18 protein-coding genes are annotated in these 20,674 nt (G+C 66.1%); 6 read left to right on the top strand and 12 right to left on the bottom strand.

Annotated features, from left to right (window positions below; translation table 11 throughout):
• Position 1: 1 nt before the first annotated feature.
• A complete protein-coding gene (locus K369_RS13060; protein WP_036291754.1) occupies positions 2-448 on the bottom strand; it encodes a hypothetical protein in 447 nt (148 codons plus the stop codon).
• A gap of 93 nt (positions 449-541) precedes the next feature.
• A complete protein-coding gene (rplS, locus tag K369_RS13065; RefSeq protein WP_018266314.1) occupies positions 542-946 on the bottom strand; it encodes a 50S ribosomal protein L19 in 405 nt (134 codons plus the stop codon).
• Between the two features lie 574 nt (positions 947-1,520).
• Here rplS and glpE point away from each other — a divergent pair.
• Together glpE and trpS are read left to right on the top strand one after the other, a co-directional pair.
• Positions 1,521-1,832: a thiosulfate sulfurtransferase GlpE gene (gene glpE, locus K369_RS13070; protein WP_036291756.1), complete on the top strand. Its 312-nt coding sequence runs from the start codon at positions 1,521-1,523 to the stop codon at positions 1,830-1,832.
• Positions 1,833-1,916: 84 nt separating this feature from the next.
• Positions 1,917-2,951 (top strand): tryptophan--tRNA ligase, encoded by a 1,035-nt coding sequence (gene trpS / locus K369_RS13075; protein ID WP_036295129.1) that lies wholly within the window; start codon positions 1,917-1,919, stop codon positions 2,949-2,951.
• A gap of 10 nt (positions 2,952-2,961) precedes the next feature.
• Here the strand turns inward: trpS and glcF are convergent, their stop codons facing one another.
• From glcF to K369_RS13090, 3 genes are all read right to left on the bottom strand, one after another.
• Complete coding sequence (gene glcF / locus K369_RS13080; protein WP_036291758.1) at positions 2,962-4,242, bottom strand: glycolate oxidase subunit GlcF; 1,281 nt, start codon at positions 4,240-4,242, stop codon at positions 2,962-2,964.
• A 157-nt stretch (positions 4,243-4,399) separates the two neighbouring features.
• Complete coding sequence (gene glcE, locus K369_RS13085; RefSeq protein ID WP_036291760.1) at positions 4,400-5,575, bottom strand: glycolate oxidase subunit GlcE; 1,176 nt, start codon at positions 5,573-5,575, stop codon at positions 4,400-4,402.
• Between the two features lie 238 nt (positions 5,576-5,813).
• Positions 5,814-7,307 (bottom strand): FAD-linked oxidase C-terminal domain-containing protein, encoded by a 1,494-nt coding sequence (locus K369_RS13090; RefSeq protein WP_036291762.1) that lies wholly within the window; start codon positions 7,305-7,307, stop codon positions 5,814-5,816.
• Between the two features lie 151 nt (positions 7,308-7,458).
• Here K369_RS13090 and K369_RS13095 point away from each other — a divergent pair, with 151 nt between their 5' ends.
• Positions 7,459-7,872 carry a heme-binding protein gene (locus tag K369_RS13095; RefSeq protein WP_036291764.1) on the top strand — a complete coding sequence of 138 codons (414 nt, stop codon included), beginning with the start codon at positions 7,459-7,461 and terminating at the stop codon, positions 7,870-7,872.
• Positions 7,873-7,924: 52 nt separating this feature from the next.
• On the opposite strand, the gene K369_RS27980 is transcribed toward K369_RS13095, so the two are convergent.
• Positions 7,925-8,263, bottom strand: a complete 339-nt coding sequence (locus K369_RS27980) for a DUF3572 domain-containing protein (protein WP_051949269.1) — start codon at positions 8,261-8,263, stop codon at positions 7,925-7,927.
• A 147-nt stretch (positions 8,264-8,410) separates the two neighbouring features.
• Between K369_RS27980 and K369_RS13105 the strand changes: the two genes are divergently transcribed.
• Positions 8,411-8,782 carry a response regulator gene (locus tag K369_RS13105; protein WP_018266322.1) on the top strand — a complete coding sequence of 124 codons (372 nt, stop codon included), beginning with the start codon at positions 8,411-8,413 and terminating at the stop codon, positions 8,780-8,782.
• 13 nt (positions 8,783-8,795) lie between these two features.
• Positions 8,796-10,166 carry a PleD family two-component system response regulator gene (locus tag K369_RS13110; protein WP_036291767.1) on the top strand — a complete coding sequence of 457 codons (1,371 nt, stop codon included), beginning with the start codon at positions 8,796-8,798 and terminating at the stop codon, positions 10,164-10,166.
• Positions 10,167-10,527: 361 nt separating this feature from the next.
• On the opposite strand, the gene K369_RS13115 is transcribed toward K369_RS13110, so the two are convergent.
• The 3 genes from K369_RS13115 to clpB form a co-directional block, all read right to left on the bottom strand.
• Entirely contained in the window at positions 10,528-10,890 is a 363-nt protein-coding gene (locus tag K369_RS13115) for a hypothetical protein (protein ID WP_036291769.1), read from the bottom strand.
• Between the two features lie 140 nt (positions 10,891-11,030).
• Positions 11,031-11,642 (bottom strand): glutathione S-transferase family protein, encoded by a 612-nt coding sequence (locus K369_RS13120; RefSeq protein ID WP_018266325.1) that lies wholly within the window; start codon positions 11,640-11,642, stop codon positions 11,031-11,033.
• Between the two features lie 107 nt (positions 11,643-11,749).
• On the bottom strand, positions 11,750-14,365 hold the full coding sequence (gene clpB / locus K369_RS13125) for an ATP-dependent chaperone ClpB (RefSeq protein WP_036291771.1): 2,616 nt from the start codon (positions 14,363-14,365) through the stop codon (positions 11,750-11,752).
• Between the two features lie 256 nt (positions 14,366-14,621).
• Here clpB and K369_RS13130 point away from each other — a divergent pair, with 256 nt between their 5' ends.
• A complete protein-coding gene (locus K369_RS13130; protein WP_036295135.1) occupies positions 14,622-15,929 on the top strand; it encodes a hemolysin family protein in 1,308 nt (435 codons plus the stop codon).
• A gap of 21 nt (positions 15,930-15,950) precedes the next feature.
• Here the strand turns inward: K369_RS13130 and K369_RS13135 are convergent, their stop codons facing one another.
• The 3 genes from K369_RS13135 to htpG form a co-directional block, all read right to left on the bottom strand.
• The gene (locus K369_RS13135; RefSeq protein ID WP_036291773.1) at positions 15,951-16,913 is read right to left on the bottom strand and encodes a DUF4167 domain-containing protein; all 963 of its coding nucleotides are present in this window, start codon (positions 16,911-16,913) and stop codon (positions 15,951-15,953) included.
• Between the two features lie 718 nt (positions 16,914-17,631).
• On the bottom strand, positions 17,632-18,507 hold the full coding sequence (gene prmC, locus K369_RS13140) for a peptide chain release factor N(5)-glutamine methyltransferase (RefSeq protein WP_036291775.1): 876 nt from the start codon (positions 18,505-18,507) through the stop codon (positions 17,632-17,634).
• A 9-nt stretch (positions 18,508-18,516) separates the two neighbouring features.
• A complete protein-coding gene (gene htpG / locus K369_RS13145; protein WP_084570808.1) occupies positions 18,517-20,484 on the bottom strand; it encodes a molecular chaperone HtpG in 1,968 nt (655 codons plus the stop codon).
• Positions 20,485-20,674: the final 190 nt, after the last annotated feature.

Here is a 20,674-nt window from a genome sequence, read left to right on the forward strand (position 1 = left end):
GTCACGGCTCGGCGAAGAAAGACCGCCGCATCGACGTCCAGGTTTCGAGCGCCAGCTCGATCTCCGACGGCGATTCGCAGCAGAATTGGGCGAGCGGCGAGGCGTCGCCGACCAAAATGGACGGAACCACCGCCGCCCGCGCCGGCAGCACGGCGCCGGCCACGCTGGCGGCGATGACGAAAGCCTGATCGAAAGGCCGCGCGGCCTCTATCGCCCGCGCCAGCGGCTCCGCGCCCTCGCCGGCGTCATGAAGCCCGGCGAATCTGCCGGCGAGGCCTAGCCCTTCCGCCACGGCGGCGAGGTCCTGCGTCCCCGCGGCGAAGGCGATATGAGTCCAGCCCTTGGCGGCCAGCGCCTCCAGCGTCTCCGCCGCGCCCTCTGCGAGCCGCCAATCCGGCGCGCGACGCGCGACGACGCCCTCGAAATCCCAGAACAGGACTTTGCTCATCGATTCTCTCACATAGAAACGATGAAGCGATCCTGCGGCTTGCCGCCGGATCGCTCCGCCAAACTCGCAATGTCGGGAAAGGCTCCGGGAGCCTTACTCGGCCGCGGGGGCCGGCTTGTCCTTGGCCTTCGCCTTATTGTCGATGCGCTCGGCGATGCGGGCGGATTTGCCGCGACGGTCGCGCAGATAATAGAGCTTGGCGCGGCGGACCTTGCCGCGGCGGACCAGCTTGATCGAGTCGACGAGCGGCGAATGGAGGGGGAACACGCGCTCCACGCCCTCGCCATAGGAAATCTTGCGGACGGTGAAGGCCTCGTTGAGGCCGCCACCCTGACGGGAGATCACCACGCCCTCATAGGCCTGGATGCGGGAGCGGTCGCCTTCCTTCACCTTCACATTGACGATGACGGTGTCGCCGGGGCGGAATTCCGGGATCGACTTGCCTTCGAGAAGGCGGGCCGATTGCTCGGCGTCGAGTTGCTCGATGATGGAGGGCATGAAAAAAACTCCTGCCGTTTCGCCTTGCGCCGGACGGCGTGGCGAGCGTTTCGGGACGCTGTTTTGATTTGGACGCGCTGCAATACACGAGGCGGCGCCGATTGTCGAGAGCGCGGGGAGACCGCGTTCGCCCTCCCCTCGATGGAGAGTCGGCCGGCGACAGCCGGACGGGGTGATGTTCGTGGCGCTCGGCCTCCCCCTCGAGGGCTTTCGGATCACACATAGCGAAATTCTGCAGCCGTCCTGGCCGGGCTTGTCCCGGCCATCCACGCCAAGGAGCTGAGAAACCTTAGGAAAGCGCCCGCCGACGACAGTTTCCTCCCGTGGCGGCGCCCACCGGAGCTTCGGCGTCACGCCAAACTTTCAAGACGCCTCGGCGTCCTGGCGTGGATGGCCGGGACAAGCCCGGCCAAGACGCCGCGGGGGCGAGAAGGATGTGTGCCTTCGATAGCTCCTCGAAGAGGAGGTAAAACGCCTCTTCCGTCGGCTCTTCTCTCTCGGCCGGTTGGCCCCGTCTTCGCATGGCGCGACCGGAGCGGCGCCGAGGGCGCCTATAGAAGCGCGAGACCGAACAATGGCGCAAGATTTTCGCAGGATCGACGTCGCCGCCGCGCGCGACGTGATGAGCCGCGGCGAGACGCTCGTCCTCGACGTGCGCGATCCGCAATCCTTCGCGCGCGGCCACATAGAGGGCGCGGAGAACGCCTCCCAGGACGATATGACCTATTATCTCTTCGAGACGCCGAAGGACAGGCCGGTCATCGTCTGCTGCTATCACGGCAATTCCAGCCAGTCCTACGCCCGCATCTTCGCCGATATGGGCTTTGCCGAGGTCTACAGCCTCGACGGCGGCTATGAGGCCTGGGCGACGGCCGAGCGGGGCTGAGGCGGGATAGTTGCGCTCGGGTTCTTGCGCTCGGGCGCCCGCATTGTCATAAGGGCCGCCGGCCTCAACCACTCGGCGCTCCTCATGACCAGCTTTCCGCAGCGCGTCTTCTCCGGCGTGCAGTCCACCGGCAATCTGCATCTCGGCAATTATCTCGGCGCGATCGTCAAATTCGTCGAGCTGCAGCAGAGCTTCGACTGCCTCTATTGCGTCGTGGACCTGCACGCCATCACCGTGCCGCAGGACCCGGTCGCGCTGCGCAACAACACGCGCGAGATCGCCGCGGCCTTCATCGCCTGCGGAATCGACCCGAAGAAGAACATCGTCTTCAATCAGAGCCAGGTGGCCGAGCACGCCGAGCTGGCGTGGGTGCTCAATTGCGTCGCCCGCATCGGCTGGCTCAATCGCATGACGCAGTTCAAGGACAAGGCCGGCAAGGATCGCGAGAACGCCTCCATGGGCCTCTTGGACTATCCGGTGCTGATGGCCGCCGACATTCTGCTCTATCGCGCCACCCATGTGCCGGTCGGCGAGGATCAGAAGCAGCATTTGGAGCTCGCCCGCGACATTGCGCAGAAGTTCAACAACGACTTCGCCGAATCGATCGCGCGCAACGGCTTCAACGACGCTTTCTTCCCGCTGCCGGAGCCGCTGATCTCCGGCCCGGCGACGCGCGTGATGAGCCTGCGCGACGGCACGAAGAAAATGTCGAAATCGGACGCCTCCGATTATTCGCGCATAAATCTCTCCGACGACGCCGACCAGATCGCACAGAAGGTGCGCAAGGCCAAGACCGACCCCGATGCGCTTCCTTCGGAAGAAAAGGGCCTCGAGGGACGCCCCGAGGCGGATAATCTCGTCGGCATTTTCGCGGCGCTGTCGCAGCGCACGAAAGCCGATGTGCTCGGCGAATTCGGCGGCTCCAATTTCTCGACCTTCAAGGTCGCGCTGGTCGATCTCGCCGTGGCGAAGCTCTCGCCGATCACCGCCGAAATGCGCAGACTGACGGCAGACGCAACCTATATCGACGATGTGCTGCGCGACGGCTCCGCGCGGGCGCGGGAACTGGCGCGCACGAATATGGATGCGGTGAAGGATATCGTCGGTTTTCTGCGCTGACCGATCGGCTCTAGGCGAGCGGCTTCGGGCCGCCGCTCGCCCAATCCAGCAATTGCACCGTATGGGTGATCGGGATTTCCGTCCCCTGCCCGATCTGAATCATGCAGCCGAGATTGCCCGCAGCGATCGCCTGCGGCGCGACCGACTCGATATTGGCGACCTTGCGCTCGCGCAACGCGCTCGCCAGCTCGCCCTGCAACAGATTGTAGGTTCCCGCCGAGCCGCAGCAGATATGGCTCTCGGGCACGGGAACGACGTCGAAGCCGGCGCGACGCAGCAGCTCCATCGGCAGATCGGCGATCTTCTGCCCATGCTGCAATGAGCAGGCGGAATGATAGGCGACGCGCAGACGTCCGACATCGACCGAGGGCGCGAAATCGAGAGCGGCAATAATCTCCGTCACGTCGCGCGCCATTGCGGCGATGCGCGCGGCTCTTTCCGCGAGCGCGGGATCGTCGCGGAACATATGGCCATAATCCTTGACCGTCGTTCCGCAGCCGGATGTGTCGATCACGATATGATCGAGCCCGCCGCGCTCGATCTCGCGCGTCCAAGCCTCGATATTGCGGCGCGCGAGCGCATGTGAGTCCGCGCTCTTGCCGAGATGATGCGGCAGCGCCCCGCAGCAGCCGGCGCCATCCGCCACCACGATTTCCGCGCCGAGCCGCGTCAGCAGACGCGCGGTCGCCTCATGAATTTTCGTGTCGAGCACGGTCTGCGCGCAGCCGCTCAGCAGCGCGACGCGCATTTTGCGCGCGCCCTGCGCGGCGACGATTTGCGGGCGATCGATCGGCGAAGGCTCGGGCAAATGCGCCGGCGCCATTGCGATCATGTCTCGCAGACGCCGCGGCAGCAGGCCCGCGAAAGGACGCGCCAACGCCGCGGCGCGCATGGACTGGCGAAACAGCGCCGGCCGCGTCAGCACGAAAGCCAGCGTCGCACGCAGCAGGCGATCGAGCAGCGGACGCCGATAGGTCTTCTCTATATGCGCGCGCGCATGATCGACGAGATGCATGTAATGCACGCTCGACGGACATGTCGTCATGCAGGAGAGGCAGGAGAGGCAGCGATCGACATGGCGCACGGTGCGCTCGTCGGCGGCGCGGCCGTTCTCCAGCATCTCCTTCATGAGATAGATGCGCCCGCGCGGCGAATCGAGCTCGTCGCCTGTGAGCAGATAGGTCGGGCATGTCGCCGTGCAGAAGCCGCAATGCACGCAGGCGCGCAGAATTTTCTCCGACTGCGCCATGTCGGGATCGGCGAGAAGCTCGGGAGAGAATTGCGTCAGCATCGCTTCTTTCGACTTGTCTCGAAGAGGCCCCCTCCCTCACCCTCCCCCGCTTTGCGGGAGAGGGGGCGGCCGACGTATCGCGCACTCTCGATGAAGCGCGCAATCCGCTCCCTCTCCCGCAACGCGGGGGAGGGATGGGGAGGGGGCGTCCGCGCCATCAGAACTCCGCGCGCAATCGCCCGCGCTCCAGAATGAAGCGTGGATCGAAAGCCTCCTTCACGCGCCGCGTCAGCGCGGCGAGAGCGGCAGGCTGCGGATGAAACACATCGACGCGCGCGCGAATATCGGCGTCGGCGCCGATCAGCGTCGCATGGCCGCCGAGCGCATCGACGATCGCGCGAATGGCCGTCGCATGGGCATCCGCCGCCGTCTCGAGGCGCAGCCAGACGAGGCCGCCGGCCCAATCATAGACATGCGCGACGATCGGCGCGCCGGCGCCGCGCAGCCGCTCGACGAAGGCAAAACCGTCCGTCGGCGCGAGCGAAACGCGCCATATGACGCCCTCCCCCGCGATCGGCTCGGCGTCGCGAAGGCGCGACCAGAAGGCGCGGCTTTCGTCTGCTGCGAGAACGCGCGTCGCGCCGCCGAAATCGGCGAGAAAGCGCGTGAGATCGTCGCGACGCGTCGTGACGGAAATCTGAGGCCCTTCGAGCCGCAGCGCAGCGGCGTCGGCCTGCGGATCATAGGCGAGGCTCGACACTTCATAAGGCGAGCCGGACGCTTTGCGCAGCGCTGCGAGGCCCTTCTCCGCCCCGAGGCTGGAGAGCAGCAAGGTCTCCTCCGTCTCCGCCTTGGGCAGCACCTTCAGCGTCAGCTCGGTGAGCGCGGCGAGCGTGCCATAGGAGCCGGCGACGAGCTTGGAGAGATCATAGCCGGTGACATTCTTCATCACGCGGCCGCCGGATTTCACGATCTCGCCGCGGCCGGTGACGCTGCGAAAGCCGAGCAGATGATCGCGCGCCGCGCCCGCCTTTATCCGTCGCGGGCCGGAGGCGTTGGTCGCGATCACGCCGCCGATGGTGGCGTCGTCGCGCGCGCCGCCGAGCAGCGCCGCATGATCCATCGGCTCGAAGGCCAATTGCTGATTTTGCGCGTCGAGCAGAGCGACGATCTCGCGCAAAGGCGTGCCGGCGCGAGCAGTGAGCACCAGCTCCTGCGGCTCATAGAGCGTGACGCCGGTGAGCGCGGCGAGCGAGAGCACGCGATCGCGCTGCGTCGCGCGGCCGAGCCCGGCTTTGGAGCCATGGCCTTCGATCGACAAAGGCGCATCGTGCGCGAGCGCGGTGCGGATGGCCTCGGCGACGTCTTTCTCGTCTCTCGGAGTCAGGCGCATGCGACGCGCTTCCCGAGTCGCGCCGCGCGACTCCTTCTCCCACTCGTGGGAGAAGGTGGCCCCGCGAAGCGGGGTCGGATGAGGGCTCTCGCCCGTTTGCGAAAAAACATCGTCTTCTCGTTCGAGCGCGCGAATTCTGCGCGGACCCTCATCCGACCCTCGCTGACGCGAGGGCCACCTTCTCCCACAAGTGGGAGAAGGGGCGCGCGCGAAGATTGTTGGAAGGCGGCCGGCGTCATCAAAACCTCGGCAGCTCTGGGAACGGCAGCTTGCCGCTCTGCACATGCATCATGCCGAGCTCGGCGCAGCGATGCAGAGTCGGAAACACTTTTCCCGGATTGAGCCTGTGTTGCGGATCGAAGGCGCATTTGACGCGCTGCTGCTGCGCGAGATCGATCTCGTCGAACATCTCGCCCATCAGATCGCGCTTTTCGACGCCGACGCCATGCTCGCCGGTCAGCACGCCGCCGACCTCGACGCAAAGGCGGAGAATATCGGCGCCGAGCTTTTCGGCCCTTTCGATATCGCCCTCCTTGGAGGCGTCATAGAGAATGAGCGGATGCAGATTGCCGTCTCCGGCGTGGAACACATTGGCGACGCGCAGCCCATGAAATTTCGCCAGCCCATCCATGCGCGTCAGCACCTCCGGCAGTCTCCCGCGCGGGATCGTGCCGTCCATGCAGAGATAATCCGGGCCGATGCAGCTCACCGCCGGAAAAGCATTCTTGCGCCCGGCCCAGAAGCGCAGCCGCTCCGCCTCATTCTGCGAGATGCGCGTCTGCGTCGCGCCTTCTTCGCGGGCGATGCTCTCGACGACGGCGACGAGGTGATCGACCTCCGCCGGCGTGCCGTCCAGCTCCACGATGACGATGGCGCCGGCGTCGAGCGGATAGCCGCAGGGCTGGAAATTCTCGACAGCGCCAATTGTGGCGGCGTCCATCATCTCGAGCCCGCCCGGAATAATGCCACGCGCGATTATGGCGCCGACACAGCGCGCGCCGGCCTCCACTGTGGGGAAGGCGAGCAGCAGGCCGCGCGCGGATACGGGCTTTTGCAGCAGCCGCACCGTCACTTCCGTCACCACGCCGAGCAGCCCTTCGGAGCCTGTCATCAGCCCCATGAGATCATAGAGCTCGCTGTCCAGATGCTTGCCGCCGAGGCGCAGCGCCTCGCCGCCCATCAGCACGACCTCGAGGCCGAGTATGTTGTTGGTGGTCAGCCCATATTTCAGGCAATGCACGCCGCCGGCGTTCTCGCCGACATTGCCGCCTATGGTGCAGGCGATCTGCGAGGAGGGATCGGGCGCATAATAGAAGCCCGCATATTCGACGGCTTTCGAGATGGCGAGATTTTGCACGCCGGGCTGCACGCGCGCGCAGCGATTCTCGAAATCCACCTCCAATATGCGGTTGAACTTGGCCATTCCGAGCAGAATGCCGTCCTCGAGCGGCAGCGCGCCGCCGGAGAGCGAGGTGCCGGCGCCGCGCGGCACCACTTTCACGTTCATCTCCTGGGCCAGCGCCATGATCGCGCTCACCTGCGCCACCGTCTCCGGCAGCGCCACGACCAGCGGCAGCGCGCGATACATGACCAGCGCGTCGCATTCATAGGCGCGGCGCGCGGTCTCGTCGGCGATGACATTGGCGGCGGGCAGAATGGCGCGCAGGCGCGCCAGCAGCTCCTCGCGGCGCGCCAATATCGCCTGCTCGGGTAGCGGCATGATAAGGGACATGCGATCTCGCTGAAAATGCCGAAACTTTGGCTCGGCGCTGCGGCCGGCTTGCGCGCGCCGGCCGTTTCGTGCTCGTTACCTCCCTATTCGAGCGGGCGCCGGCGCGCAAGCCCGCCGCTCGCCGCGGCCGCGAAGGCAAGGACCCATTGCGATGAAGACCAGATTTGCGCTCACTCTCGCCGACGCCAGACGCGTCGCCGCCGCGGCGGAGGCCGAAGCGGTGAAGAATGACTGGAGCGTCGTCGTCGCAATCGTCGACGAAGGCGGCCATCTCGTGCTTTTGCAGCGCATCGACGGAACGCAGCCGGCCTCCGCCGAGATCGCGACGCAGAAGGCGCGCACGGCGGCTCTGTTCAAGCGTCCGAGCAAGGCGCTCGAGGATATCGTCGCCGGCGGACGCGTCGCCATGCTGAGCCTGCCCGGGATCACGGCGGTGGAAGGCGGCCTGCCGCTCGTCTATCGCGGCGATATTGTGGGCGCGATCGGCGTCTCCGGCTTGCAGTCCTTCCAGGATGGACTCGTCGCCAAAGCGGGGGCGGAGAGCCTGGACGATGGGCAATCATGACGAAAAACGGCGATGATTCGGCGCCTCGACTTCGTTGCGCCGCTTTCGCGCCTCAATCCATTATGGGGCCGGACAGCGCCATCAGCGCCGCGACGACGCTTTCGGGCGAAATATTTTCTCCGCTGGCGAAATCGATGAGCAGCGGCTCGTCGCCGCAAATATGCGCGAGCAGAGCGATCTGAAAGCCTTCCTCGCCCATCAGCGCGCGAATATCGCCGGGATCGACGCCGGTGAGCGCCAGAAAACGCCCCATGCGATCATCATCCGCGGCCAGAAAAACCAATGATCGCAAGGCTATAGATCGCGCGTCCGATTTCGATGGCGCGGCCGCCCGCTTTTCGCCACCGAGACGGTGTCTAGTCTTTTCGATTTTCATTTCATCAATCTTCATCTGCTAACCCGAAGGCGAGATCGTCTTCGAATGCACCGGCTTTCGATCTTGAGACGAGACGGAACCTTCCGCCGCCGCCTCCGGGAACGAGACGCCAATGGGCGCGAGCCGCGCCGAAACGAGAGCAGAATCGCGAGAGCGGAGCCAATGCCCAAAACAGTCCTCATCGTAGAGGATAACGAGCTCAACATGAAGCTCTTCAACGATCTCCTCGAGGCCAATGGGCATTCGACGCTGCAAACAAAGAGCGGCGTCGAGGCGATCGCGCTGGCGCGCAGCCACTCGCCGGACCTCATATTGATGGACATTCAGCTGCCGGAGATCTCGGGCCTCGAGGTCACGCGCTGGATCAAGGACGACGAGCAGTTGCGCTCCATCCCCATCATCGCGATCACCGCCTTCGCGATGAAGGGCGACGAGGAGAAAATTCGCCAGGGCGGCTGCGAGGCCTATCTCTCGAAGCCGATCTCCGTGGCCCGCTTTCTGGAAACAGTAAACGCATTTTTGGCGGACAGGTGAGAGGCCGAGCGTCATGACCGCACGCATTCTGATCGTCGACGATCTTCTGCCCAATATCAAATTGCTCGAGGCGCGTCTGACGGCCGAATATTTCGACGTCCTCTCGGCGACCAACGGGCCGGAGGCGATCGCGCTCTGCCGCGAGGAACGCTGCGACATCGTGCTGCTGGATGTGATGATGCCGGGCATGGATGGCTTCGAGGTGTGCAGGCGCCTGAAGGCCGACCCCATCACCGCGCATATTCCGGTCGTGATGGTCACGGCGCTCGATCAGCCGGCAGACCGGCTGCGCGGCCTCGAGGCCGGCGCCGATGATTTCCTCACCAAGCCCGTCGACGAGATCGCGCTCATCGCGCGCGTTCGCTCGCTCGCCCGCCTCAAGGTGATGCTCGACGAATTGCGCGCCCGCGCGGACACTTCCGCCAGCCTCGGCCTCGGCGACAAGGGCGCGCGCGCAATGGCCGACGCCGGCAAGAACGGCCGCATTCTCGTGCTCGAGGATCGCGGCGGCTCGGCCGAGCGAATCACCATTGCGCTGCGCGATCAGCATGAGGTGACGATCGTCTCCGATCCGCAGGACGCGCTGTTCCGCGCCGCGGAAGGGAATTTCGACCTAATCGCCGTCAGCCTCGACCTCAAGGGATTCGACGCGCTGCGCTTCTGCAGCCAGATTCGCTCGCTCGAGCGCACGCGCGCGCTGCCCATTCTCGTCATGGCCGATATGGACGATCGCAGCCGCATATTGCGCGGCCTCGATCTCGGCGTGAACGACTATATCGTTCGGCCGGTCGATCGAAACGAGCTGGTCGCTCGCGTGCGCAGCCAGCTGCGCCGCAAGCGCTACGCCGACAGCCTGCGCTCTGATCTGCAGGCCGCCATCGAGCTCGCCGCCGTCGATTCGCTGACCGGCCTCAACAACAGGCGCTATCTCGAGACGCATCTCTCGGCCCTGCTCGACCAGGCCGCTCACAAGGGCCGCGCGCTGACGCTGATGATGCTCGACATCGATCATTTCAAATCGGTCAACGACACGCATGGCCATGACGCCGGCGACGAGGTGCTGAAGCATTTCGCGCAGCGCATGAAGCGCGTGGTGCGCAGCGCCGATCTCATCTGCCGCCTCGGCGGCGAGGAGTTCGTCATCGTGATGCCGGACACGCCGCTGGTCGTCGCCGCCAAAGTGGCCGAGCGCGTGCGCGCCGCCATACAGTCCGAGCCTTTCTGCATCGACCGCAGCGGCCGCACCATTCCCGTCACCACCTCGATCGGCATCGCCGAGCGCGGCAAGGACGCCAACGCCGAGGCGCTGCTGCGGCGCGCCGACAAGGCGCTCTATGAGTCGAAGAGCGGCGGCCGCAATCGCGTCACCGCCGCCGCGGCCTGACTTTTTCCCCCTCCCACGCCAAAAAAAGACCCGCCCGAGACCATCGTCATCGGGCGGGGTTGAAAGTTGGGAGCCCCACTCGGAGGAGAGCTTCCGAGTGAAGAGGTGAGGCGCGCGCCATCTTAAGGGCGCTGCGCCGATGGGATCGCCCTCGGCTCCGCGAGCTCACGCGATAAAGACGCGCGATCGCTCGGCGAGACACGGGCGGAAATTCATCGATTGAAGGACGGGGGAAGAGCCGATCGCTCTCCGAACCCGCTTTCAGGCGTCGCGATCGGCGGCGAGAGAGCGCTTCGATCGTCGGACGCGGCCTGCTCCCGGCTCGAGGACGGCAAAATGCGCCCCCGATGTCACAAGGGGATCAGGCGATTGTGGCGGGTGGCGCGCGTGGCGAGAGGGGCCGCAGTTCCGGCGGCGCGGCGGCGGCCTCGGCCGTCCGAGCGTCGAACGCCGGCGGAGAGGCCGCGGGGAAGTCGAAAGCGAGGACAATGACCACCGCATCGGAGCCATCGACCTCGGCCGCCGAGCTGCAATGAAGCATGCAGCAAGGGCCGACATGCTTCTCGACAGGCGCGGTGTCGGAGGTGGGAGAACCCGGCTGAGCGGTGACGCAGACGACGCCGAAAGCGCCGTCCTGGGCCATGGCGCCAGTGGCGAAGCCGACCGCCACGATCTGCAGCAGAAGGACAGCAGCCGCCAGCATGCCGACGACGGCTCTCTCCATTCTGAAGATCTTGCGAGTCTCGACTTGCACGGGCCGCCTTCTCCGAGCTGCGAGCCTCAACGCTAGGGGAGCGGCGGCGAAGGGTCAAGGCGCCCGCCGAGGCTCTCCTGCGGCAAGTTGTCGCGCAGCAAAGCAAAAGCTCAGCGATAGCCTTCCTCGGCCAGCACCTGCCGCACCGTCGGCCGCGTCTTCATCAGCTCGTAATGGGCGCGGCAATTGACCGGCAGCTCCATGCCGATCTTGTCGGCCCAGAACTCCACATAGAACAGGCCGGCGTCGGCGATGGAGAAGGCGCCCGCCGCATAATTCTTGCCGTCGAGCTCGCCGCTCACTTTCAGCAGCGCCTCGGCGACGATCTCGCGCCCCTGCGCCTTCACCGCCTCTATGTCGCCGGCGACGGCGTAGCGCTCCGGCGTGAAGACGCGGCGGAAGCCCTCGCCATGAATGTAGCGCGTGGCGAAATTGAGCACTTCCATCGCCCGCTCCTTGCCGGCGAGGTCCTCGGGCAGCAGCTTGCGGCGCGGATAGGTCTCGGCGAGCCATGTCGCGATCGAGACAAAATCGCAGAGCGCCGTGCCGTCGTCGCGCACCAGCGTCGGAATCGTGCCATGCGGATTGATGGCGAGATATTCTGGCTTGAGATGATCGCCCCGCGGCAGATTGAGGATATAAGCCTCGAAGACGAGGCCGATCTCCTCGAGCAGAATGTGAATTCCGGTCGAGCAGGACCCCGGCGTCATATAGAATTTCATCGCGCGCCTCCGGCTCGCGAGAAGCAAGTTGCGCGCCGAAGGCTCTCGTCGCTCGCGCATTCGCGAGGTCGGATGAGGGCGCGCGCAGCGCCCCCTCCTCTCATTGCTCACGCCGCCTTTTCGGCCCCGAAGCCGCGCCGCCCGATCGGCCGCCCATCCAGCGTCAGCCCCTGACTGTCGGTCGAGACCCACACGGTCGAGCCGTCCGCTATGTCGCCGCCGAGCAGCGCCTCGGCGAGCGGGTCCTGCAGCTCCTTCTGGATCACGCGCTTCAGCGGACGCGCGCCATAGGCCGGGTCGTAGCCCTTGGCGGCGAGCAGCGCCCGCGCCTTCTCGTCGAGCTTCAGCGTGATCTTGCGATCGTCCAGCAGCTTTTGCAGCCGCAGGATCTGAATATCGACGATCGCGCCCATATCCTCGCGCCGCAGGCGGTGGAACAGCACGATCTCATCGACGCGGTTCAGGAACTCCGGCCTGAAATGCGCGCGCACCACCTGCATCACCTCGGCATGCACGGCGGAGGAATCCTCACCCTCCTGCTGCATCACCAGGAATTCGGAGCCGAGATTCGACGTCATGATGATGAGCGTGTTCTTGAAATCGACGGTGCGGCCCTGGCCGTCGGTGAGGCGGCCATCGTCCAGCACCTGCAGCAGGACGTTGAACACGTCCGGATGCGCCTTCTCGATCTCGTCGAACAGCACGACCTGATAGGGCCTTCGCCGCACCGCCTCGGTGAGCGCCCCTCCCTCCTCATAGCCGACATAGCCGGGAGGCGCGCCGATGAGCCGCGCCACCGAATGCTTCTCCATATATTCCGACATATCGAGCCGCACCAAAGCGGTCTCGTCGTCGAAGAGGAAATTGGCGAGCGCCTTGGTCAGCTCCGTCTTGCCGACGCCTGTCGGCCCCAGGAAGATGAAGGAGCCGATCGGGCGATTGGGATCCTGCAATCCGGCGCGGGCGCGGCGCACGGCGGTGGAGACGGCGGCGACCGCCTCCCTCTGCCCGACGACGCGGCGCGCCAGCTCGTCTTCCATATGCAGCAGCTTCTCGCGCTCGCCCTCGAGCATTTTATCGACGGGAATGCCGGTCCAGCGCGAGACGACCTGCGCGACATGCTCGGGAGTGACCTCCTCCTCGAGCATTTTCTGCGCGCCTTCTTTCTCGCTCGACGCGAGCTTGCGCTCGAGATCGGGGATCAGCCCATAGGCGAGCTCGCCGGCGCGCTGAAACTCGCCGCGGCGCTGCGCCTGCGCCAGCTCGTTGCGGGCGTTCTCGAGCTGCTCCTTCAATTTCTGGGCGACGCCGAGCTTGTCCTTCTCGGACTTCCAGCGCTGAGTGAGCGCCGATGATTTCTCGGTCAGCTCGGCGAGCTCGGTCTCCAATTTGGCGAGCCGGTCCTTCGAGGCCGGATCGATCTCCTTGCGCAGAGCCTCCTGCTCTATGCGCAGCTGGATGATGCGTCGGTCGAGCTCGTCGAGCTCCTCCGGCTTGGAGTCGATCTGCATGCGCAGCCGCGAGCCGGCCTCGTCGACGAGATCGATCGCCTTGTCCGGCAGAAACCGATCGGAGATGTAGCGATTGGAGAGCGTCGCGGCCGCCACGATCGCGGCGTCGGTGACGCGCACGCCATGGTGCATCTCGTATTTTTCTTTCAGCCCGCGCAGAATGGAGATGGTGTCCTCCACTGTCGGCTCGTCGACGAACACCGGCTGGAAGCGCCGCGCCAACGCCGCGTCTTTCTCCACATGCTTGCGATATTCGTCGAGCGTGGTCGCGCCGACGCAATGCAATTCGCCGCGCGCCAATGCGGGCTTCAGCAGATTGGAGGCGTCCATCGCGCCATCCGCCTTGCCGGCGCCGACCAGCGTGTGCATCTCGTCGATGAACAATATGATCCCGCCCTGCGCGGCGGTGATCTCGTTCAGCACGGCTTTCAAGCGCTCCTCGAACTCGCCGCGATATTTCGCGCCGGCGATCAGCGAGCCCATGTCGAGCGCGAGCAGCTTCTTGTCCTGCAGCGATTCGGGCACGTCGCCATTGACGATGCGCAGCGCCAGGCCCTCGATGATCGCCGTCTTGCCGACGCCGGGCTCGCCGATCAGCACGGGATTGTTCTTGGTGCGGCGCGACAGCACCTGAATCGTGCGCCGGATTTCCTCGTCGCGGCCGATGACGGGGTCGAGCTTGCCCTCGCGCGCGGCCTCGGTGAGATCGCGCGCATATTTCTTCAGCGAATCATAGGCGCTCTCGGCCGAGGCGGAATCGGCCGTGCGGCCCTTGCGCAAATCCTCTATGGCGGAGTTGAGCGTCTGCGGCGTCACGCCGGCCTCGCTCAAAATGCGCGCCGCGTCGGTTCCCTTCTCGAGCGCGATGGCGAGCAGCAAGCGCTCGACGGTGACGTAGGAATCGCTGGCCTTTTGCGCGAGCTTCTCGGCATTGTCGAAGAGCCGCGCGGTGGCCTGATTGAGCGAAGGCTGTCCGGCGCCGCCGCCGGAGACTTTCGGCAGCTTGGCGAGCGCGGCTTCCGTCTTGGCGAGCGCCTCTCGCGAGCGGCCGCCGGCGCGATCGATGAGACCGGCGGAAAGGCCCTGCTCATCGTCGAGCAGCACTTTCAACACATGCTCGGGCGTGAGCTGCGGATTGCCCTCACGCGTCGCGAGCGACAGCGCGGCCTGCACGAAGCCTTGCGCGCGCGTCGTGTATTTGTCGAAATTCATGGAAACCCTCCGGTCTCGAGACGCCACGCAAAGCGGCGCGCCTCGTCCCTATATGGCGTGAAAACGGCCCCTTGCGGCGACCTTCACGGCCGATATGGGAAAGACCCTCGCGCTCGAAAAGAGGGTGCGACGACTGGAGCGCGAGGATTCCCGCTCGAACAGCGAGGGCGAAGCGGCGTTTTTGCGCTCACGCGATCGTTGCCGACCCGAAAGGGGGGACTCGCGGGACGGCGACGGCGCGGCTATGCTCGCATTTATGCCTTACTTGGAAATTGCCGTCGTCATCGCCTTGACCATGGTCAATGGCGCGCTCGCGATGGCGGAGCTCGCCGTCGTATCGGCGCGCCCTGCGCGCCTCCGAGCGTCGGCGGAGCGCGGGGTTCCGGGCGCGCGCGCCGCCCTCGACCTCGCTTCCGATCCTGGAAAATTTCTCTCCGCCGTTCAAATCGGCATCACGCTGATCGGCGTGCTATCCGGCGCCTTCTCCGGCGCAACGCTCGGCGCGCGGCTATCCGAATGGATCGCGTCTCGAGGCCTGTCTCCGGCCATGTCGGAGACGCTCGGCGTCGGTGTCGTCGTCGCGGCCATCACCTATGTGTCTTTGATCGTCGGGGAGCTGGTGCCCAAGCAGATCGCCCTGCGCGATCCCGAACGGATCGCCGCCGCCGTCGCTCCGGTCATGAGCGTGCTGGCTCGGCTCGCCGCGCCGCTCGTCTTCCTTCTCGATCTCTCCGGACGCGCGCTGCTGCGCGCGCTCGGCCATGGCGCGGCGGGCGCGCATCTGGTTTCGGACGAGGAGATCAAAGCGCTCGTGGCCGAGGCCGAGACGGCCGGCGTTCTGGAGCCGGGCGAGCGCGCGATGATCGCCGGCGTCATGCGTCTCGGCGATCGTCCGGTTCGCGGCGTGATGACGCCGCGCGGCGAGGTCGACATGATCGATCTCGACGATTCGCCGGAGACGATCCGTGCGGCGATCATCGCCAGCGTCCATTCGCGGCTACCCGCCTATCGCGGCAAGACCGAGAACATGCTCGGCGTGCTGCAGGCGAAGGACCTGCTCGACTCCTATCTGCGCGGCGAGAGCCCGCAGCCGAGCGAATTCGTGCGCCAGGCCCCGATCGTCCCGGCCTCCGCCGATGCGCTGGACGTGGTCGAGATGATCAAGCGCGCCTCCGTCCATGTCGCGCTGGTCTTCGACGAATATGGCCACTTCCAGGGGATCGTGACCGACGCCGACATTCTCGAGGCGATCGCTGGCGGATTCGGGACGGCGGAAGGCCCGCCCGAGCCTCATGCCGTGCAGCGCGACGACGGCTCATGGCTCATCTCGGGCGCCATGCCCGCCGATGAAATGCTGGAGCTTCTCGCAATGCCCGCGTCCGAGGACCGGAGCTATCAGACGGCCGCCGGCTTCGTTCTGGCGCATGCCGGCCATCTGCCGGAGATCGGCGAGAGCTTCGACGCGCATGGATGGCGCTTCGAAGTTCTCGACAAGGATGGCCGCCGGATCGACAAGATTCTCGCCCAGCGGGCGCTGCGCGGGCAAAGACGCGCAGCGCTCTGACGGAGCGCCGCGACGTCACGCTCAATCGGCGAGCGGCAGCTCGCCCGTCCGCGGCGTCTCGTCGCCGGCGACATTGCCATTCGCCTCCTCGCCCTGCGCGCGAGTGCGGCGGCGGCGGCGCTGATTCAGATGAAAGCCGGCGGCGGCTTCCTCATGCTCGCGAACGACAGCGCGCTCGGAACGTGCGAAAGCCTCGCCCTCCTCCGGGCCGGCGGCGCGAATCGGCGCGGTGATGAAGGACGGCAGAGCGGCGGCGGGCGCCTCCTCCTGCGCGGCGGGCTGCACCCGCGGCGGGAAGCGACGCTCGCGATTGCGGTCGAAATTCTGGCGATGCGGACGCTCGCCGCCGCCTTCGGCGCTCTGCTCGCCGCCATTGTTGCGGTCGCGACGATCGCGGAAGCCGCCGCGATCTTGTCCACCACGATCTTGCCCGCCGCGATCCTGACGCGGCTGGCGCTCGTAGCGCGGCTGCTCGCCGCCGGCGCGATCGCCGATCGGGCGCTCCTCATAGGGCTGCGGCTGCGGCTGCGGCGCGAATTGCGGCTGCGGCGTCGGCTGCGCATAAGGCGCGGACGCATAGGGCTGCTGCTGCGGCGGCTGATAGCCGGCGGTCTGCGGCAGGCGCTCGGACAGCGGCGCGAAACGATCCGAAATGCCGCTGAAATCGTCATCATCGTCGACATCGGAGTCCGACGCCTCGAAGGGACGGCCGCCATAGCCGCCCTGCGCCTGCTGCTGCGCGGACTGAGCCGCGGCGATCAGGCGGAAATAATGCTCGGCGTGCTGGAGCAGGCTCTCGGCCATGATGGTGTCGCCGGAGGATTGCGCGTCTCGGGCGAGCTGAAGATATTTTTCGGCGACATGCTGAGCGGTGCCGCGGATTTTGACGTCGGGACCGTTCGACTCGTAGGAACGCGTGAGGGGATTGGGTCCTTTTCGGCCGCCATTACGGCCGCGGATGCGTTTATTCTGTCCTGGTCTCATCGAATATCCTCGAGAAGGTCCTTACGCTTTGCCGGCTCGGCGTGTCGTGCTTCGGCAGAACGCGCCGAAAGGGACGAACGCTCGAAACTGCGTCAGAGGCGGAAGCCGGGCGCGGCCATTGCCGCAAGAGCCCGATCCAACGGAGCGGTTCCGCTCGACCTCGAGCGGAGCATCTGTCCGTTCTGTCGCTTGCGCGATCCCGGCATGGATCGCGCGGCCGGCGCGGCGTTCTGGTGGAACGGCCTGCGCCGAATTCTCTATTTCACTCGAGCGTGCTTCACCCGAGCGCCTCGCTCCGAGCCGATCGCGCATCACGCGGCCCCGAGAGGCGGCGTCGAAGCGTTCGGCTCGCGGCGAGCGAGTTGCGTGTCTCACGCCGTCTTCGCGGTCATAGCCAGATCACGAAACCGTCGCTCACGCTCGATTGCTCGAACACATTAGTGTCGCGCCGAACACCCGACCATGCAGTCTTCTCGCATCGTCTTGTCTGGTTCGAACGGCGGCGCCGGACTCCGGCCTCTGCGGCGCGGGATGCGCGCCATCGGCTAATTTGGGGACCGGCCGTATTCCCCCTCATCCGCGCTCGGCGTCGCTCACGACGTTCAGCGTCTTTTCGCGAGCGACTATAGTCCACCGGGGAAGCCTCGCCAAGGGCGCGAACGTTCCGTCGCTCACATAAATAGGGGGTGTAGCCAATTTGTCACGACTTGCGGATGCGTCAGCTGCGGCGACGCGCCGCGACGGCGCGCTCGCGTCCGCCCGCGTCCTTGCGAATTCCGGCCGGCTCGAGGCCTTTCTCCGCCATCAGCGCGGCGACGCTGCGCGCCTGCCCGTCTCCCGCCTCGAGCACTGCGGCGCCCTGCGCCGCCAGCAGACGCGGCAGATCGTCGATGATCTCTCGATAGCAGGCGAGGCCGTCGGCGCCGCCGTCGAGCGCGAGGCGCGGATCATAAAGACGCACCTCCGGCTCGAGCGCTTCCAATTCGCCGCTTTCTATATAGGGCGGGTTGGAGACGATGAGATCGAAACGCGCGCCGAGCGCATCGGCCCAGCGGCCGCGCAGCAAGGAGGCGCGATTCGCGAAGCCGCAGCGCGACAGATTGAGCGCCGCGGCGGCGCAAGCCTCCGCGGAAAGATCGACGCCGATCGCCCGCGCCGCGGGAAATTCGGCGAGCAAAGCGCAGAGAATCGCGCCCGAGCCGACGCCGAGCTCGAGAATCAGCAATGGCTCGCGCCGCCGATCGCGCATGAGCTCGAGCGAAAGCTCGATCAGCGTTTCCGTATCCGGACGCGGATCGAGCACATGCGGCGAGACGACGAGATCCTGCGTCCAAAAGCCGCGCATGCCGAGAATGCGCGAAACGGGCTCGCGCGCCGCGCGGCGCCGCGCGGAATCGCGCAAGGTCGCGAGCGCCGCTTCGCCCAGCTTCGCCATCGGCTCGAGCAGCAGCTCCGCCGCGCCGAAGCCGCCGGCGGCGAACAGCAGCGCGCGCGCATCGCGTCGCGCATCCTCGATTCCGCTGCGCTCGAGAAAGGCCGCGACCTCCTCGAGCGCCGCGGCGCGGCGCGCATCCTCGAGCGCGGGAGCGATCATGCGGCCGCGTCAGCCTTTGGCGAGCAGAGCGGCGACGCGCTTGGCGAAAGCGGCGGCGTCGATCGGCGCCTCGCCATCGGCGATGCGCGCCGTGTCGAGCAGCAGCCACAAGCCGTCCTGCGCGCCGGCGCGATCGGCCTTGGCCTTTTGCGCGAGCGCCAGCACCGCCTCATGGCTGGGATTGATCTCGAGGATCGGCTTGCCGAAGACGCCCTTATTGCCGCTCTCCTGCAGCATGCGCGCGAGCTGCAGATCGAAGCCGTGATCGGCGGCGATGAGGCAGGCGGGGCTTTCGCGCAAGCGCGTCGAGACGCGCACATCGTCGATATGCTCGGCCAGCGTCTCCTTCAGCACGGCGGTGAGCAGCGCGACATCGGCGCTCGCCTCGGCGGGCGGCGTCTCTGAGCCTTCCGGCGCCGGCACGGCGTCCATGTCGGCGGCGCCCTGCGTCACCGATTTGAACGGCTTGCCGTCATAGCCGACGGCGCTCGTCACCCAGAAGGCGTCGACCGGATCGTCCAGCAGCAGAACGTCTATGCCCTTGGCGCGATAGCCCTCGAGCTGCGGGCTGGAGGCGAGCCGCTTCTTGTCGTCGCCGGTGATGTAATAGATCGCTGTCTGATTGGGCCGCAGATTTTCGACATAATCCTTCAGGCTGCGCCCGCCGTCCTGATGCTGCGACGTCGAAAATCGTGCAATGGCGAAAATCTCGTCGCGGCGCGCCGGGTCGTCGTGCAGGCCCTCCTTGATGACGGCGCCGAAATTCTTCCACACGGCGGCGAATTTCTCCGAATCAGTGGCGGCGAGATCGGCGAGCTCCTTGAGCACGCGCGTGCCGATCGCCTTGCGGATGGCGCCGATGATCGGATTGTTCTGCACCATCTCGCGCGAGACGTTGAGCGGCAGATCGGCGCTGTCGACGACGATGCGCATGAAACGCAGCCAGGACGGCAGAATATCGGCCTCGCGCGAGATCAGCACGCGGCGCACATAGAGCTTGGAGCGGCTCGCGCGCTTGGGGTCGAAGAGATCATAGGGCCGCGAGCCGGGCGCGAAGGCGAGCACCGTATATTCGGTGCGTCCTTCCGCGCGCCAATGAATGGTGAGCGCCGGCTCGTCGAACTGGCCGGAGATCTGCTGATAGAAATCCTTATAGTCCTGCTCGCTGATTTCCGATTTCGACCGCGTCCACAGCGCAACGCCGTCGGTGAGGCGACGCGGCTCCTTGCCCTTCTCCTCGATGAGATCGATCGGTATGGCGATGGCGCCCGAATGCTCGCGCAAAATCTGCTCGATGCGATAGGGCTCGAGGAACTCGTCCGATTCCGCATTGAGATGCAGCGTGACGCGCGTACCGACGGCGGGCGCGTCCTCCGCGGCCAGCGGCGCGATGTGGAACGAGCCCTTGCCTTCCGACGTCCACAAAAATGCTTCGGACGCGCCGGCGCGGCGCGTCGCCACCTCTATGTGATCGGCGACCATGAAGGCCGAATAGAAGCCGATGCCGAAGCGCCCGATCAGCGAGCCTCCCTTGTCGGCGCCGCCCTTGGCCTCGAGATCGTCGAGAAAGGCGCGCGTGCCGGAACTGGCGATCGTGCCGAGCGCGGCGACGAGATCCTCGCGCGACATGCCGACGCCATTGTCGGCGACGGTCAGCGTGCGCGCCTCCTTATCGAGCGCGATGGTGACGAGCGGCGCGCCGGCCTGCGCCGCCAGAGCCTCGTTCGCCACAGCCTCGAAGCGCAGCTTCTCGATCGCATCGGCCGAATTGGATACGAGCTCGCGCAAGAAAATGTCGCGCTCCGAATAGACGGAATGCGTCATGAGCTCCAAGAGCCGCGCGACATCGGCCTGAAAGCCGTAATCGCTGCGCTCGGCTGCGTCGATCGTCTGTGTTTCGGCGTGGTCGGTCACGGGCTCGTCTCCGCTTTTTCTGTCGGCTCCGCCGCGCGCGCCGCTTTCCGCAAATGAAAGCATGGCCGACGGCGCGTTGGCTCTGGCCGGGATATAGAGATCGTCATTGATCGGCAATGGCGTCCGTCGAGCCGCCTCGAGCGAAACGCGAGAGTGATATCGGGGATCGTCCGCGAAGTTGCAAGACGGCGCCATGGGTCGCGCGACTCGATCGCGCGAGACTTGCGAAAGCGTGGAGAGACGAGGCGCCGTG

The organism is Methylosinus sp. PW1, from assembly GCF_000745215.1.
GTDB lineage: Bacteria > Pseudomonadota > Alphaproteobacteria > Rhizobiales > Beijerinckiaceae > Methylosinus.